Genomic DNA, 14,672 nt, shown 5'->3' with positions numbered 1-14,672 from the left:
CGTCTACTTGGTTATATAAAACCGTACCGTTTGATATTTGCTTTGTCATTAATTTGTGTTATTGGACTTGCTGTTTTTGGTGCTGCTAGACCTTATGTCTTAAAAGAAGCCATTGATGTCAATATTAGCCCAAGACTTTATGATGGCTTTATGACCTACATTCTTTTAATGGTAGGACTTTTAGTCTTAGAAGTTATATGTCAACTTTTATTTATCTATTACGCAAGTTGGTTAGGACAATCAGTTGTAAAAGATATTAGAGTAAAGCTTTTTAATCATATGCTCAAATTTAAAATGACCTATTATGATAAGTCATCTGTTGGTGTTTTGATAACGCGTGCGGTTACAGATATGGAGCGTATTGCCGATATTTTTGGACAAGGATTATTTATGATATTTAGTGATATACTAAAAATGGTAGTTGTTGCTGGTGTTATGCTTTATATCAATACAAAGCTAAGTTTGATTGTTTTTGTAACCTTACCACTAATAGTTTTTGCTACAAAAATTTTTCAAAGGTACATGAAACGTGCTTTTGAAGATGTGCGTACGGAAGTGTCTAATCTCAATTCTTTCGTTCAAGAGCGTGTTACTGGAATGAAAATCCTTCAGTTATTCACAAGAGAGAAAACTGAATATAACAACTTCACAAAAATTAATGAACGTCATAAAAAAGGTTGGTTAAAAACAGTTTGGTATAATTCAATTTTCTTTCCAATTGCCGAAATTTTATCATCTATAACATTGGCAGCTATAATTCTGAAAGGTGGGTATGATATTTTAGGCGGAAGTACGACTACTACATTAGGTGATTTGGTGTCTTTTACCATGTTTGTCCCTATGTTGTTTAGGCCATTAAACCAGATTGCTAATAAATTCAATACCCTTCAAATGGGAATGGTTGCTGCTGATCGTGTATTTAAAGTATTAGATACGGAGTCTCAGATTAATGATAAGGGTCAAATAGAGGCTGCTCATTTTAAAGGTGATATTTTGTTAAGCAATGTTCGTTTTTCTTATTTAGAAGGCGAAGAAGTATTAAAGGGTGTAAATTTAGATATAAATTCTGGCGAGACTATTGCTATTGTTGGAGCAACTGGTGCTGGAAAATCTACCATTATTAACTTATTGAATCGTTTTTACGATATTGATTCGGGCGAAATCGCTATTGACGGAACTAATATTCAAAAATTTTCTCTAAACTCATTGCGAGAACAAATAGCTGTTGTTTTACAAGACGTCTTTCTGTTTGCAGATACTATTCTGAATAACATAACACTTAATAATCCCAATATTTCTGAAGCAGATGTAGTTGCTGCGGCTAAGGCTATTGGTATTCATGATTTTATTTCAAGCTTACCAAAAGGTTACCATTATAATGTAAAAGAGCGTGGTGTAATGTTATCTTCTGGACAGAGACAACTAATTTCGTTTTTACGAGCATACATGACTAATCCAAGTATTTTGATTTTGGACGAAGCAACATCTTCTGTAGATTCGTATTCTGAGCAATTGATGCAAGATGCAACAGATAAAATAACAGAAGGTCGGACATCTATAATTATTGCACATCGTTTGGCTACCATTCAACAAGCGGATAAAATTATAGTTATGGACGCTGGTCAAATTGTTGAAATTGGAAATCACAAAACACTTCTGGAAAAAGAAGATGGGTATTATCGTAATCTTTATGAAGTTCAGTTTTTGAAAGCTGAAGCGGTTTAGATTGAAATAAAATCCTACTTTTTGTTGTTTATGTTTATGTTTATGTTTATGTTTGAGATATAAACCATTAAAAATCAAAAACATGAAAAATTTATTATTTGTTTTGAGTTGTGTGTTATTTCTCAATTCAACTGAAATTATTGAGTCTAGTTCTAATAACCTTGATTACAATACTTGTTGGGTGACATTAGTTTTCGTAGATCCAGATACTGGAGATGAAAGGAGAGAATATTATTATTCAAATTCTAGGGTTAGCGATGCTGATTGTGCACAAGGTATGCAGGATATGCTAAATGGAAATTTTATGATGACTTCAGATTTTAGAAAATCACCAGTTATAGCGCCTATGTAGATGAAAATGAAAAATATCTTTTTCTATCTCATTATTTCTATTTTCTCTTTAGGTTTTAGTCAAGATAAAGTAGTAACTTATGAATACGAAGTTAATTACAATCTTGGAAGACCGCTTTATAAAACAGGATATCTATTAAGTTTAGATGATAATGTAAGATACAATACAACGAAAACTATTTTTTTAAAAGATTTTAAGAAGTATGATATTGATTCAGAAACTGGTAATCCACAGATAAGTTTTTTGGGTGCTGGTAACGGTTCAGAAAATGTTGTATATCTAGGTATAAATGATAGTATTATAAGCACAAAGAGTCTTGGTAGAGAAGTACTTTTGATTAAAGAGAAAATACCAATTCAAATCTGGGAACTAACAGGTATCAAAAAACTTATAAATGGTTACCAATGTGTTGAATTAAAAACTCAATTTAGAGGTAGAAAATATAAAGCCTATGTGGATTTATCAATACCCTTTCGATATGGACCATGGAAGTTTAATAGTTTACCTGGTCTTGCAATAAAGATTATTGAAGAAGAAAATAAGCTAATATGGACACTTAAAGCTGTATCAAAAAGAGATTTGGATGTTGTTGAAGATTTTATTTTTAAACAAAATGATTACCTATCATCATTGCGAGAAGTAAGTTTAAAAGAGTATGTAGAGTTGTATGATAATACTAAAGGTGGTTCTGATGTTCTTTTTTCCAAATTGCCACGTGAATACAAAAAAGATAAATCTAGTACTTCACAATTTAAGCGAGGCGGATTTGAATTAAAATACGAATGGGAAGAAAATTAAGTTATATAATCATACCTAAAATTATAAAAATTGCTTGTTTTTTAACAAGCAATTTTTTGTTTGCACAATTTTCCTTGAGTGGTTATATTTCAAGTTATGAAAATAAACCTATCAATGATGCAAATATTTTAGTTTACAAAAATCAAAACCTAATTAAATATACTTTTAGCAAAGAAGGACGTTATAAAATAGAGAATTTAGAAACAGGTACTTATACAATAGAAATTTCATCTTTACAATATGAAAAAAAAATGTTGGAATTTTATATTGATGACAACAAGATTATTAATTTCAATCTCAAAGCGAGTATCACTAAAATTGATGAAGTAGTTATTGATATTGAGCGAGATATTAAGGTTAAAGGAGATACAATAATTTTTAAAGTTGATGCTTTTAATAAAAAAAAAGGTGTTGTGGTTGAACAGATGCTTAAAAGTATTCCCGGTATTTCAATAAATAGTGATGGTGTAATTAGTTTTCAAGGAAAGTTAGTCACTAATGTAAAAATAGATAATGATGATTTGTTTGATGGTGGTTATACAATTTTAACTAAGAACTTAAATGCTGATTATGTAGAGGATGTAGAAGTACTACAAAATTATACTAAAAACCCATTACTAAAAAATATACGAGATACTGAAGATGTTGCTATAAATCTTACTTTAAAAGAAGATAAAAAGAAATTATTATTTGGTAATATTGATGTTGGATTTGCCACCGATAATCGTTTTGATGTCAATGGGAATTTAATATCCTTTATCGATAAAACTAAATCTTATGCTTTTCTTGACATAAATAATATTGGAGATGATGTTGTGTCAACAATCAATTCTATATTAAATTCTAAAAATAAAGATTTAAGTTATAGTATTGGTAAAGGTGAAACCGCATTTAAACAGCAAAGTTTAAATACTAGAAGACCTATATTTGATAATAGGTTTGTGAATTTTAATAATTCAAAATTTACAAATGCTAATACAATACTAAATCTATCCAAGAATGTTAAAGTAAAAGTTAATGGTATTTTATTCAATGATACAAAAGACTTTATAAGTCAAAATATTACAAATTTTATTGTTGAAAACCCTTTTCAACTTTCAGAAAATTTTAATACCAGTTTAAATGAAAAATTAGGTCTAGCTAAAATTGATTTCACTTGGGATTTAAGTAGTAAAGAGCGTTTAGAATATACAGGTTCTATTTTTAGATTAAAATCAAAAGGACAATCTGCTTTACAGCAAAACGGTATTGATATATCTGAGAATTTAGTTTCAAAAAGCAACTATCAAAGCCATTTTTTACATTACACGCATAAAATTAAAGACAGTTTAGCAGTAATTGTATCTGCAAGACATATAAAAGAAAAAAAACCAGGAAATTACTTTGTAAGCCCTTATTTGTATGGTGATTTGTTTGAGTTTGATAATGCCTCTCAATTGATTAATTCAAATTCATTTTTAGATTCTGAAATGAATTTAGATGTAGTTCAGCTAGGCTTAATAAACAATAATAAGCATTCAAACCTAGAATCATATTTAGGATATACAAAAAGGAATGATAAAGTTGAAAGTAAGTTGACTTTTGAAGATGAAAATGATGTTAACTTTGAGTCAGATGAAGATTTTATAAATGCTATAAACTTAAATAATGATCTAATTTATTTTAACAACAGATATAGAAAATCATTTGGTGAAATAAATATAGCTGGTAATATAGATTTTAATTATAAAAATATAAATAATAGACGCTTAGCTTCATCAGAGAAAAATAAGTTTTTTTATATAAATGCTAAATTAATTGCTGAATTTAAGGAAGATAAAAGTAACTTTAATTTAGGATTGGCTTCTTCTGCAAAAACAACAAACATTAATAATGCTCTCAACGCTTTTACACAAATATTTTATAGAGGATTTTATAAAGGACTAGACAGTCAAGAATTGCTAAGAGCAAATACTATTTTTTTAAATTATAAATATGGGGCATGGTCAGATAACTTTTCATTTAATGTGGGTTTTAATTACACTAAAAATGAAAATTTTTTATCTACGGACTCTTCAATAAATCTAAATTTTAATTTAACCGAGCAGATAATTTTAGAGGATAGTGATAGCTTTCAAGTCAGCTTAGGCTTAGATAGATATATTAATTTTCTTGATTCGAACCTTAAGTTAAAATCAAGTTTTAATAAATATAATTTTACTGATATAATTAATACTCAGTTTCGAGAAGTTACTTCATCTAATCTTATATATGGATTTGAGATGAGGTCTGCATTTAGCGGGTTTTTTAATTACACATTGGGTACTGAATGGAATGGGTCTTTTTTTGAAATAAATTCTACAGATTTTGAAAATACTAATAACAAGTCTTTTTTAGATTTAGATTTTGTTTTTTCAGATAAGTTTGATATTTCTGTAATTAATAACTTTTATAAATTTGGTAATTTGCCAAAGCGAAAAAGCACTTATCTTTTTACAAATATCTTAGGTAGATATAATTTTAGGGAAACTGGTTTTTCAGCTTTTATTAGAGTAAATAATTTATTCAATAATCGGTCTTTCAATATATTTTCAATTTCGGAAACTATCAATTCTATTTCTCTAACACCCTTAATCGAACGATATTTTATGATGGGTTTAAATTATAAGTTTTAATATTAAAAAAATGGCTATTACCGTAACCTTTATGAGGTACAATTTTTGAAAGCAGAAGTTGTCTAATTGATACTGTCTTTTACAGGAAGTTGACTCTCGTATATGGCTTTTTGAGATTCCATAAACTCAATAACTGCTGGATTATCTTTGAAAATCATAGCAAAAACAACACCAGCGATTATTAGTAATACCATTATCACAGCTAATATGCCTAAAAAGAATAATGTTCTTAAAATCATACCTGCTACAGATATCTTGTAGATACGCTTATAACAATATGCAAAAAAACCTATCTGAAAAAATATCGAAAACAAACCAAGTATTGTAGCATTTATTCCACAAACTAAACACACAATATTCAAAATTGAGCTTACCAAAGAAAATTGAGCGATAATGTACATAGCCATTACAATATGCTCAGTATAGTTATATTCTTTTCTATTAATAAACACTAATCTGGAAAATAAAGCATAAACAGGGACAAAAAGGATCATAACTATGGAGTAATATTCACTAATTATAGACATACTGTTCTTAACTGCTTCTTCCTGACCTTTTACCCCATAGGGATTAGACATTCCTGCCAATGCATCTGGGAAAAACTTATTGAGAACAATTATATATAATCCACCAATTGTTAACGCTAATGCCAAGTAGCTTATAGGGTTAACGTATTGTCTCCTAACTCCAGAGATATAACCAGCAATGACACGTTCTGGTTTTTTAAACAAGTCGATAAACGTTCTTAATAGTTTATTGTCAAAATTGAAAAAAGTTTCAGTGATATGTTCAAATAAATTTCTGAAAGTCAATCTATTTCTCACGACACGACCACCACAAGTATTACAGTAGCTACTATTAATGCTTAGTTCTGTTTTACAATTTTTACATTCCATTATATCAAGTCTTTCTTAATTTTGTCTATAAGGTCATCTTTTGTATCATACATCACAAATTCTGCATTTTTTACGTAAGATAGTGTGCCTGTTTCTTCACTGACAACCAAAGCCAATGCATCTGTTTTTTCAGTAATGCCTAACGCTGCACGATGGCGCAAACCAAAACGTTTTGGAATAGTGACTTCGTTATTTACAGGTAAAATAACACGCGTCGCCTTTACAACATTATTATCAATAATAATAGCACCGTCGTGCAACGGGCTGTTTTTAAAGAAGATACTTTCTAAAATTGGCTGTGAAACTTTAATATTCATCTCATCACCAGTATTGGTTAAGAAATCGAGATTGTTATTGCGCTCAATGACTATTAAAGCACCGGTGTTTGTAGTACTCATTTTTACGCATGCATTTACGATAGCTTCAACATCGTTAGTGGTTTCTGTATCACTGTTTAAAAATTTAAAATTCTTAAAAATACGGCGTTTACCAGATAAGTTAGTGGAACCTACCATCAGTAAAAATTTACGGATTTCTGGTTGAAAGACCACAATTAAGGCAATAATACCAACCTTCATAAAACCATCTACAATTCTATAAAGCAAGTGCATGTTAAGGTAATCTGTAACAACCCAAACCAAGTAAATGATTAAGATGCCAATAAAAATATTTATAGCAACGGTACCACGAACTAATTTATAGATGTAATAAAGCAGAATAGCCACAAGAAATACATCTACAAAATCTATTAATCTAAAATCCCAAAGTTGTATGTCGCTCAAGTGAGTTGGTTTTATGCTAATTTAAGAATTAAACTTAAAAGAAAAACTCATCATTATTTATTTTAGATTTATCCTTTGTTAGATTACTAATAATTTGCTTAAACTTAATATATTCTTGAAAGCTTAATTTATAGTCAAATAATAAGTTTATTGAGAAATTGTTTTTAGTATTCATTTTAAAGTCATCGTCAAAAAGTAAAGAGTCTAATGATATTGTTTTATTTATTGATTCTTTGTCTTTGTAAATCACATCTAAAGATATTGCATTACCTCTGTGACACCCTATGCTTATAAAGCTAAAATCATCTTTTATAGAACTATCATTATTTTCATAATTATCAATATCAGTGACATAATTCACATTCGTAAACTCCAAAAAACCCAAATTTTTGATACTGGTATCATTACAAGTAAAGTAATTTTTAGCATTTTCATTTTTGTGCATTGAAGCCTTTTGACGTTTGTTTTGTAAATATTGTATATGCGGAATGACTTGCTTTAAAGTCAATCGTTTATCGACATTTACTAACCAATTCGTCGTGCTAATTAAGTTTTTTCTATTAAAAAGTGTAGAGTCTAGTTGCGTTTCATCATAAAAAATATAAGCGGGTGAAACATCTAAAACTTCTGTAAACTTTGCATCTTTAATTTCTGGAAGTTGTAATTCACGTTGGTTATTACAACTACATAAAACTATTAAAAGAAGAATATATAAATAACGCATTTAGTTAGATTTTAGCTGATTAAAAAGAGTAATACATTCCATAGCTTCTTTTACATCATGAACACGTAAAATAGAAGCGCCGTTTTCTAAAGCAATCATATTTAAGGCTGTTGTGCCATTTAATGCTTCCTTAGCTGTTGTGTTTAGTGCTTTATATATCATTGATTTTCTAGAAATACCTGCTAAAATAGGTTTGTCCGTTATTTTTAATAAATCCAAATGCTTTAAAAGAGTGTAGTTTTGCTCTAAGGTTTTTGCAAACCCAAATCCTGGGTCAATAATAATATCATTAATTTTTATCTCATGTGCTTTTGAGATTTGTTCACCAAAGTAACTTATAATAGCTTTGAGTAAATCATCGTAGTCTGTTTGCTGCTGCATGGTTTTTGGATTACCACGCATATGCATCATAATGTATGGTACACTAAGTTTGCCAACGGTTTCAATCATTTTTTGGTCCAGCTTTCCAGCAGAAATGTCATTAACTAAAGCAGCGCCAGCTTCAATCGTTTTTTTAGCTACTTTGCTTCTAAAGGTGTCAATGGAGATTAAAGTTTCGGGAAAATTCTTCAAAATTAATTCAACAACAGGAACTACGCGTTGTAATTCTTCAGCTTCTGAAACAAAATCTGCACCAGGTTTTGAGCTATAGCCACCAATGTCAATAAAGGTAGCACCTTCATTGAGCATGAGTTCAACTTGTTTTAAAATATCGTTTGCGTCTTTATAGCGACCACCATCATAGAACGAGTCTGGAGTTACGTTAAATATACCCATTACTTTTGGACGTGATAAATCTATAAGCTGACCTTTGCAGTTGATTGTCATTTAGTTGAAAACTTTAAACTTTAAACTTTGAACATTAAACTATTTGAGCGAAATTTACGCAAAAATAATAGGAAACGCATGTCTAATACTTCTAAACAATACGATGCTGTAATTTTAAAATGTCGTAACTTATTTATAAATAAAATGAGTGATTACGGAAGTGCTTGGCGTATTTTAAGATTACCATCGTTAACTGACCAGATTTTTATAAAAGCACAGCGTATTCGCGGTTTGCAACAAAATGACGTTCAGAAAGTAGATGAGGGCGAAGTAAGTGAATTTATTGGAATCATCAATTATTGTATCATGGCTTTAATTCAGTTAGAAAAGGGTGTTGTTGAGCAACCCGATATGGAAACTAAGGAAGCTATAGAAAATTACGATAAGCATATTGCAATTACAAAGCAATTGATGATGGATAAAAACCATGATTATGGCGAAGCTTGGAGAGATATGCGTGTGAGTAGCCTTACGGATTTAATTTTACAAAAATTATTACGTGTCAAGCAAATAGAAGATAATGCAGGTAAAACAATAGTGAGTGAAGGGATTGATGCCAATTATCAGGATATGATTAATTATGCTGTTTTTGCAATGATTCATTTAGGAGAAGGAAAATAACAGTTATGAAGTATATAGTTCAAATAAGCAGAATATTCGTTGGGATATTATTTATCATTTCAGGATTTATAAAGTTGAACGACCCGCTTGGTTTTTCATATAAGTTGCAAGAATATTTTAGTACAGATGTCCTTAACATTCCTTTTTTAGAGCCTTACGCTTTAGGAATTTCAGTTTTTGTAGTGGTTCTAGAAGTTATATTAGGTGTCTTTCTTTTAATAGGTTATAAAAAGAAATTTACTATTTGGATGCTTTTAGGTATGATAGTTTTCTTTACATTCCTTACATTCTATTCGGCGTATTTCGATAAAGTAAAAGATTGTGGTTGCTTTGGAGATGCCCTAAAATTAACACCTTGGGAGAGTTTTACAAAGGATGTTGTTCTGCTAGTATTAATATTAATATTATTTTTTGGACAGAAATACATAAAACCCTTATTTAAAACCTTACCAAACACAATTTTAGCTTTATTGAGTTTTATCGTTTCACTTTGGTTTGCTTATCACGTTTTAATGCATTTGCCTTCAATAGACTTTAGGGCATACAAGATTGGTAATAATTTACAAGACGAAATGGCAGTTCCTGAGGATGCTGCCAAGCCAATAATAGAGTATACATGGACGTTTAAAGTTAACGGCGAAGAACAAGAATTTGTAACCAACGGTACTTATCCTAATGTTGAAGGTGGCGAATATATTGGTGTCGAAACTAAAGAGATTGATCCAGGCTATATTCCATCTATACAAGATTTTACAATTGAATCTGCAGATGAAGACTTGACAAGTTACTTTCTAGACAAAAATCATCTTGTAGTTATAGCGATGTATAACGTTTATAATTCTGAAAAAGAAGGTTTATTGAAATTGAAGAATTTTACTGATGATGCTATAAAAAAAGGATATACAGTAATTGGGTTATCAGCTTCAGGAGATGAAGCTAAACAGCAATTAAAATCGGATTATAACTTAAACTTCGACACCTATTTATGTGATGAGAAAGTTGTAAAAACTGTTGTGCGTGCAAACCCAGGGATAGTAGTTCTTAAAAAGGGTACAGTAGTCAATAAAGCACATTGGAAAGATATTGAGGATATCGAATTAAATGATTTATCGGAATCTGAAAGAGATGTAATTGAAAAAGAAGATGATGGTACAGTTTATTTAATTAACGGAAAAATTTCTTCAGAAGAAGAATCTAACTCAATTTCAAAAGATGATATTTTGGAAGTTTATGTTTACAAAGAAACTGAGATAGCGCAGAAAAAGTTAGACTCAATTAATTCAATGAATAACACACATTACACATCTTTGATAGAAATATTGTTGAAAGAAAATTAATAATCTGCTTTACTATCTTCTAAATAAAATCTTTTACGCCATTCTTACATTAGTAGGAGTCGTAACCGTTATATTCTTATTATTTACCGTATTACCTGGCGATCCAGCAAAAATGATGCTAGGTCAAAATCAAACAGCAGAACAGGTCGAGGCTGTAAAAAAGAAGTATGGCTTTGATAAACCTCTTGGAACGCAATACTTGTATTATCTAAACGATTTGTCGCCGTTATCCTTTCATTCAGCTACGACAGAGGATTATACTTTTTTTGATAACCAGAAATATTCAGGTGCTAAGCTCTTTACAATTGCAGAAACCAGTACAGTAATTAAATTACCATATTTAAGAGCATCGTTTGCAAAACAAGGAAAAAAAGTAAGTCAAGTTATTGGAGAAACCTTACCAAATACCTTTGTTTTGGCAGTTTCGGCAATTATAATTGCTATGATTTTAGGATTGATATTCGGAGTAATCTCAGCATTGAAGAAGGATACTTGGATTGATAGAAGTATTCAGGTTTTTAGCACATTAGGTATGAGTGTGCCTTCTTTTTTTAGTGCAATTTTATTTGCTTGGTTATTCGGTTTTGTATTGCATGAATACACCAATTTAGAAATGACAGGTAGTCTTTACGAACTTGATGATTTTGGAGAAACCGTAAACATTAAATGGAAAAACCTAATCTTACCAGCAATTGTTTTAGGTATTCGTCCCCTGGCAGTTATCATACAATTAATGCGTAATTCCTTACTTGAAGTTATGAGTCAAGATTATATCCGTACAGCACGAGCAAAGGGATTGAGTGAATTTCAGATTATTAAAAATCACGCTATAAAAAATGCTTTAAACCCTGTAGTGACTGCTATCTCAGGTTGGTTTGCATCCATGTTGGCAGGTGCTGTGTTTGTGGAGTACATTTTTGGTTGGAATGGACTTGGAAAAGAAATCGTCAACGCATTAAACACATTAGACTTACCTGTGATAATGGGTGCCGTTTTGGTAATCGCTATACTTTTTATAATCATAAATATTTTAGTAGATATTATTTATGCATTGTTAGACCCACGAGTAAAGCTCTCCTAGTATTTCATGATAGTTCTCAATACATCTTTCAGTTTAAAGACTTATTTTTGTAATCTAAATACGTTATAATACTTCATAAATTATGAGAAAAAATATAGTTGCTGGTAACTGGAAAATGAACAACGGTTTGTCACAAACCCAAGCCTTAATTTCAGATATAAAAAAGCAAACGCAAATATCGGATGCTGAGGTTATGATAGCGCCATCATTTACAAATCTATGGCATGCTTTTGAAGCTTTACGTCAAGACAACATAGAGGTGGTTGCACAGAATATGCATTTTGCAGAAAATGGTGCATACACTGGTGAAGTTAGCGCAGGTATGTTACAAAGCATTGGTGTAAAAACTGTGATTCTAGGACATAGCGAACGCCGAGCCTATTATAACGAAACAGACGAAAGTTTAGCAAAAAAAGTGGATGCAGCTTTAGCCAACCATATGCGAATTATCTTTTGTTTTGGCGAAGAATTAGCCGATAGAAAAGCAGGAAATGAGGAATCTGTTGTCGAAAGTCAAATTAAAAATGCACTGTTTCATTTAGGAGCAGACGCTTTTAAAAATATAGTTTTAGCCTACGAACCCGTGTGGGCGATTGGTACCGGAGAGACGGCTAGCCCAGACCAAGCACAAGACATGCATGCTTTTATCCGTAAAACCTTAGCAAATAAATACGGTAAAGAAGTTGCTGATAATGTGTCTATTCTTTACGGTGGAAGTGTTAAGCCAAACAACGCAAAAGAAATCTTTGGAAAGCCAGATGTAGATGGCGGACTCATTGGTGGCGCTTCGTTAAAAGCAGAGGATTTTTACGCTATAGTTAACGCATTTTAACTTTATAAATGAGTAAAGTTTTTTTCACGCTATAGTACTTTTGTATATCCTGCTATCACATTCCTTTTTTTATATTAAAAAAAAGTATGTCTTTAGTATGACAAAAGCAACTACCAATATTTAGGGTAAAGTATTGAATAGTAGTAAAACTTCAAGCCAAAATCAAAAATAAACTCAAAAATGTCCAACACTATTTATATCGGTTATGACTTTAAAGTGAAGCCACTACAACCAGCAACCGAAATCCTAATAGCAGAATTAGGCTATGCGGGTTTTGAAAGTTTTGTAGAAAGTGAAACAGGTGTTACCGCTTACATTCAAAAAGAGGAGTGGAGTGCCTTTATTTTAGATGATATCCATATTTTAAATTCAAACGAATTTGAGATCTCTTATGAGTTTAACGAAATCGAACAAACAAATTGGAACGAAGAGTGGGAAAAGAATTTTAATCCCATCATTGTTGATGATTTAGTTACTGTTAGAGCTCTTTTTCATCATAAGCCAAATACAAAATACGATTTAATTATTGAGCCAAAAATGAGTTTTGGTACAGGACATCATGAAACTACCCACATGATGATTCAGCATATTTTAAAAAATGATTTCAAAGGAAAATCTGTTTTAGATATGGGTTGTGGTACATGTGTTTTGGCAATTTTAGCCGAAAAAGTAGGTGCAACAAACTTAGATGCTATTGATATTGATAACTGGTGTTACCTAAATAGCTTGGAGAATGTGGAGCGAAACGATTGCCATAATATTTCAGTGTATCAGGGTGATGTTGCCCTTTTGAAGAATAAAAACTACGATATTATTATTGCCAATATTAATCGTAATATTCTATTGGCAGATATTGCAACTTATGCCCTATGTTTAAATGAAAATGGCTTACTTTTCTTAAGTGGCTTTTATGAAGAAGATATATCTATTATAGAGTCAGAATGTACTAAACACGCTCTACAATTAAATTCTAAAATTGAACGAAATAAATGGGTCGCCTTAGTATTTAATATATTGTTGTCCGATAAAACTCAAAAGTAGCACAAAAAGGTATTCTAACCCCAGATTTTACTGAACGTCAGTATAGTACTTTTAATTTAATAACTGGCGCTAATAGAACTATTGATATTTTAGGTTTTACAGGCGGTAGTGAGGCATTATCCTCTATAGCGCAGACAGCTTTGCAATGGGCGGTAGATAATTATAATGGCCTAAATACAACTTTGCAATTTAACTTTTGGTATAAATTTCCAAGCTACAGATATGGTTGTTTATGATAATTCTGTTAACGTATCTCCTAGTCAATCTCAATGAGGTGTAGCAGGTTTTTCAACATCGGACGGAAGACCAAATAAATTTCTTCAGATACATAATATTGAGCAATTTTCAACTAATGTAAATGAGCATGTAATACCTCATGAAATTAGACATTAAGTTGGCTTTAAACATTCGGATTGGTTTGACAGATCAAGTTGCCCTGTATCTTCTCAAGGTCATGAAGGTGCTGGTTCTGATGGTGCAGTATATATCCCAGGAACCCTAACAGAAAGGGATTTGACCTCAGTTATGCAAGCTTATTTTTCTACAAGTGAAGATGGAGAATTTAGTGGTAACGATATTACAGCTTTAGAATTTATGTATCCAGTAGTGAGTACAGCTCGCTCTTGTGATGGCGCAAATGAATGAAAAAGTGGTATTGCTTATAATGTTGGAAATCTTGTAACTTACTTTGGAAATCTTTATCAACGCGTAAGGGGTGGGTGGAATTCGTTAGGTCCATGTAATTAGGATTAAATAACAGAAAAAAAATGAGCTGCTTTCTTTATTGAGAGTAGCTCATTTGTTTTTTGATAAAAACGCATTTAGATATTTCCTTTTATGATTAAAATTTAACATGTTAAAGACGCTAGATGAGTTAGGGCAAACGCATCTAAAAAAGTTTATTTTTCGGATATAAATCACTGATATTCAGTTGGTTTTTAAGATTAAATTTTGTATATTATATTGATAATCAATATTTTATGTACTTTGAAAACAACAAA

The 14,672-nt window shown here is 30.8% G+C and carries 14 protein-coding genes and 1 pseudogene; 11 read left to right on the top strand and 4 right to left on the bottom strand.

What is annotated here, in order from left to right:
• The 4 genes from HKP48_RS04240 to HKP48_RS04225 form a co-directional block, all read left to right on the top strand.
• The coding region (locus tag HKP48_RS04240) for an ABC transporter ATP-binding protein (RefSeq protein ID WP_296343155.1) at window positions 1-1,725 on the top strand (1,725 nt) is incomplete at its 5' end.
• Between the two features lie 181 nt (window positions 1,726-1,906).
• The gene (locus HKP48_RS04235; protein ID WP_296343152.1) at window positions 1,907-2,077 is read left to right on the top strand and encodes a hypothetical protein; all 171 of its coding nucleotides are present in this window, start codon (window positions 1,907-1,909) and stop codon (window positions 2,075-2,077) included.
• 6 nt (window positions 2,078-2,083) lie between these two features.
• Complete coding sequence (locus HKP48_RS04230; protein WP_296343149.1) at window positions 2,084-2,875, top strand: GLPGLI family protein; 792 nt, start codon at window positions 2,084-2,086, stop codon at window positions 2,873-2,875.
• A complete protein-coding gene (locus HKP48_RS04225) occupies window positions 2,860-5,529 on the top strand; it encodes a carboxypeptidase-like regulatory domain-containing protein (RefSeq protein ID WP_296343147.1) in 2,670 nt (889 codons plus the stop codon). Before HKP48_RS04230 ends, HKP48_RS04225 begins: the two co-directional genes overlap by 16 nt.
• 62 nt (window positions 5,530-5,591) lie before the next feature.
• On the opposite strand, the gene HKP48_RS04220 is transcribed toward HKP48_RS04225, so the two are convergent.
• From HKP48_RS04220 to folP, 4 genes are read right to left on the bottom strand one after another with little or no spacing between them, the layout of a single operon-like run.
• Complete coding sequence (locus HKP48_RS04220; RefSeq protein WP_296343145.1) at window positions 5,592-6,425, bottom strand: DUF3667 domain-containing protein; 834 nt, start codon at window positions 6,423-6,425, stop codon at window positions 5,592-5,594.
• A complete protein-coding gene (gene cdaA / locus HKP48_RS04215; RefSeq protein WP_296343143.1) occupies window positions 6,425-7,207 on the bottom strand; it encodes a diadenylate cyclase CdaA in 783 nt (260 codons plus the stop codon). Before cdaA ends, HKP48_RS04220 begins: the two co-directional genes overlap by 1 nt.
• 34 nt (window positions 7,208-7,241) lie before the next feature.
• Window positions 7,242-7,931, bottom strand: a complete 690-nt coding sequence (locus tag HKP48_RS04210) for a hypothetical protein (RefSeq protein ID WP_296343141.1) — start codon at window positions 7,929-7,931, stop codon at window positions 7,242-7,244.
• The gene (gene folP / locus HKP48_RS04205) at window positions 7,932-8,759 is read right to left on the bottom strand and encodes a dihydropteroate synthase (RefSeq protein ID WP_296343140.1); all 828 of its coding nucleotides are present in this window, start codon (window positions 8,757-8,759) and stop codon (window positions 7,932-7,934) included.
• Between the two features lie 78 nt (window positions 8,760-8,837).
• Between folP and HKP48_RS04200 the strand changes: the two genes are divergently transcribed.
• The 7 genes and pseudogenes from HKP48_RS04200 (at window position 8,838) to HKP48_RS04170 (ending at window position 14,316) form a co-directional block, all read left to right on the top strand.
• Entirely contained in the window at window positions 8,838-9,380 is a 543-nt protein-coding gene (locus tag HKP48_RS04200) for a DUF1599 domain-containing protein (RefSeq protein ID WP_296343138.1), read from the top strand.
• Window positions 9,381-9,385: 5 nt separating this feature from the next.
• Window positions 9,386-10,717, top strand: coding sequence for a BT_3928 family protein (locus HKP48_RS04195; protein ID WP_363928592.1), 1,332 nt, complete (start codon window positions 9,386-9,388; stop codon window positions 10,715-10,717).
• A 4-nt stretch (window positions 10,718-10,721) separates the two neighbouring features.
• Window positions 10,722-11,798, top strand: coding sequence for an ABC transporter permease (locus HKP48_RS04190; RefSeq protein ID WP_296343159.1), 1,077 nt, complete (start codon window positions 10,722-10,724; stop codon window positions 11,796-11,798).
• 82 nt (window positions 11,799-11,880) lie between these two features.
• Window positions 11,881-12,630, top strand: a complete 750-nt coding sequence (gene tpiA, locus HKP48_RS04185) for a triose-phosphate isomerase (RefSeq protein ID WP_296343136.1) — start codon at window positions 11,881-11,883, stop codon at window positions 12,628-12,630.
• Window positions 12,631-12,810: 180 nt separating this feature from the next.
• Window positions 12,811-13,671, top strand: coding sequence for a 50S ribosomal protein L11 methyltransferase (gene prmA / locus HKP48_RS04180; protein WP_296343134.1), 861 nt, complete (start codon window positions 12,811-12,813; stop codon window positions 13,669-13,671).
• A gap of 11 nt (window positions 13,672-13,682) precedes the next feature.
• Window positions 13,683-13,907, top strand: coding sequence for a M57 family metalloprotease (locus tag HKP48_RS04175; protein WP_363928593.1), 225 nt, complete (start codon window positions 13,683-13,685; stop codon window positions 13,905-13,907).
• Between the two features lie 88 nt (window positions 13,908-13,995).
• Window positions 13,996-14,316, top strand: a pseudogene (locus tag HKP48_RS04170) (M57 family metalloprotease).
• The last annotated feature ends 356 nt before the right edge of the window (window positions 14,317-14,672 follow it).

The organism is Winogradskyella sp. (assembly GCF_013042245.1).
Classification (GTDB): Bacteria; Bacteroidota; Bacteroidia; order Flavobacteriales; family Flavobacteriaceae; genus Winogradskyella.
The sequence above is the reverse complement of the archived record's forward strand: the minus strand, read 5'-3'. Positions and strand labels throughout refer to the sequence as shown.

What these genes read in the sequence shown, in the direction of transcription:
- HKP48_RS04220 (WP_296343145.1), bottom strand. Translation starts at nt 6,425, where the DNA reads ATGGAATGTAAAAATTGTAAAACAGAACTAAGCATTAATAGTAGCTAC.
- HKP48_RS04230 (WP_296343149.1), top strand. Translation starts at nt 2,084, where the DNA reads ATGAAAAATATCTTTTTCTATCTCATTATTTCTATTTTCTCTTTAGGT.
- HKP48_RS04195 (WP_363928592.1), top strand. Translation starts at nt 9,386, where the DNA reads ATGAAGTATATAGTTCAAATAAGCAGAATATTCGTTGGGATATTATTT.
- prmA (WP_296343134.1), top strand. Translation starts at nt 12,811, where the DNA reads ATGTCCAACACTATTTATATCGGTTATGACTTTAAAGTGAAGCCACTA.
- folP (WP_296343140.1), bottom strand. Translation starts at nt 8,759, where the DNA reads ATGACAATCAACTGCAAAGGTCAGCTTATAGATTTATCACGTCCAAAA.
- HKP48_RS04200 (WP_296343138.1), top strand. Translation starts at nt 8,838, where the DNA reads ATGTCTAATACTTCTAAACAATACGATGCTGTAATTTTAAAATGTCGT.
- tpiA (WP_296343136.1), top strand. Translation starts at nt 11,881, where the DNA reads ATGAGAAAAAATATAGTTGCTGGTAACTGGAAAATGAACAACGGTTTG.
- HKP48_RS04225 (WP_296343147.1), top strand. Translation starts at nt 2,860, where the DNA reads ATGGGAAGAAAATTAAGTTATATAATCATACCTAAAATTATAAAAATT.
- HKP48_RS04210 (WP_296343141.1), bottom strand. Translation starts at nt 7,931, where the DNA reads ATGCGTTATTTATATATTCTTCTTTTAATAGTTTTATGTAGTTGTAAT.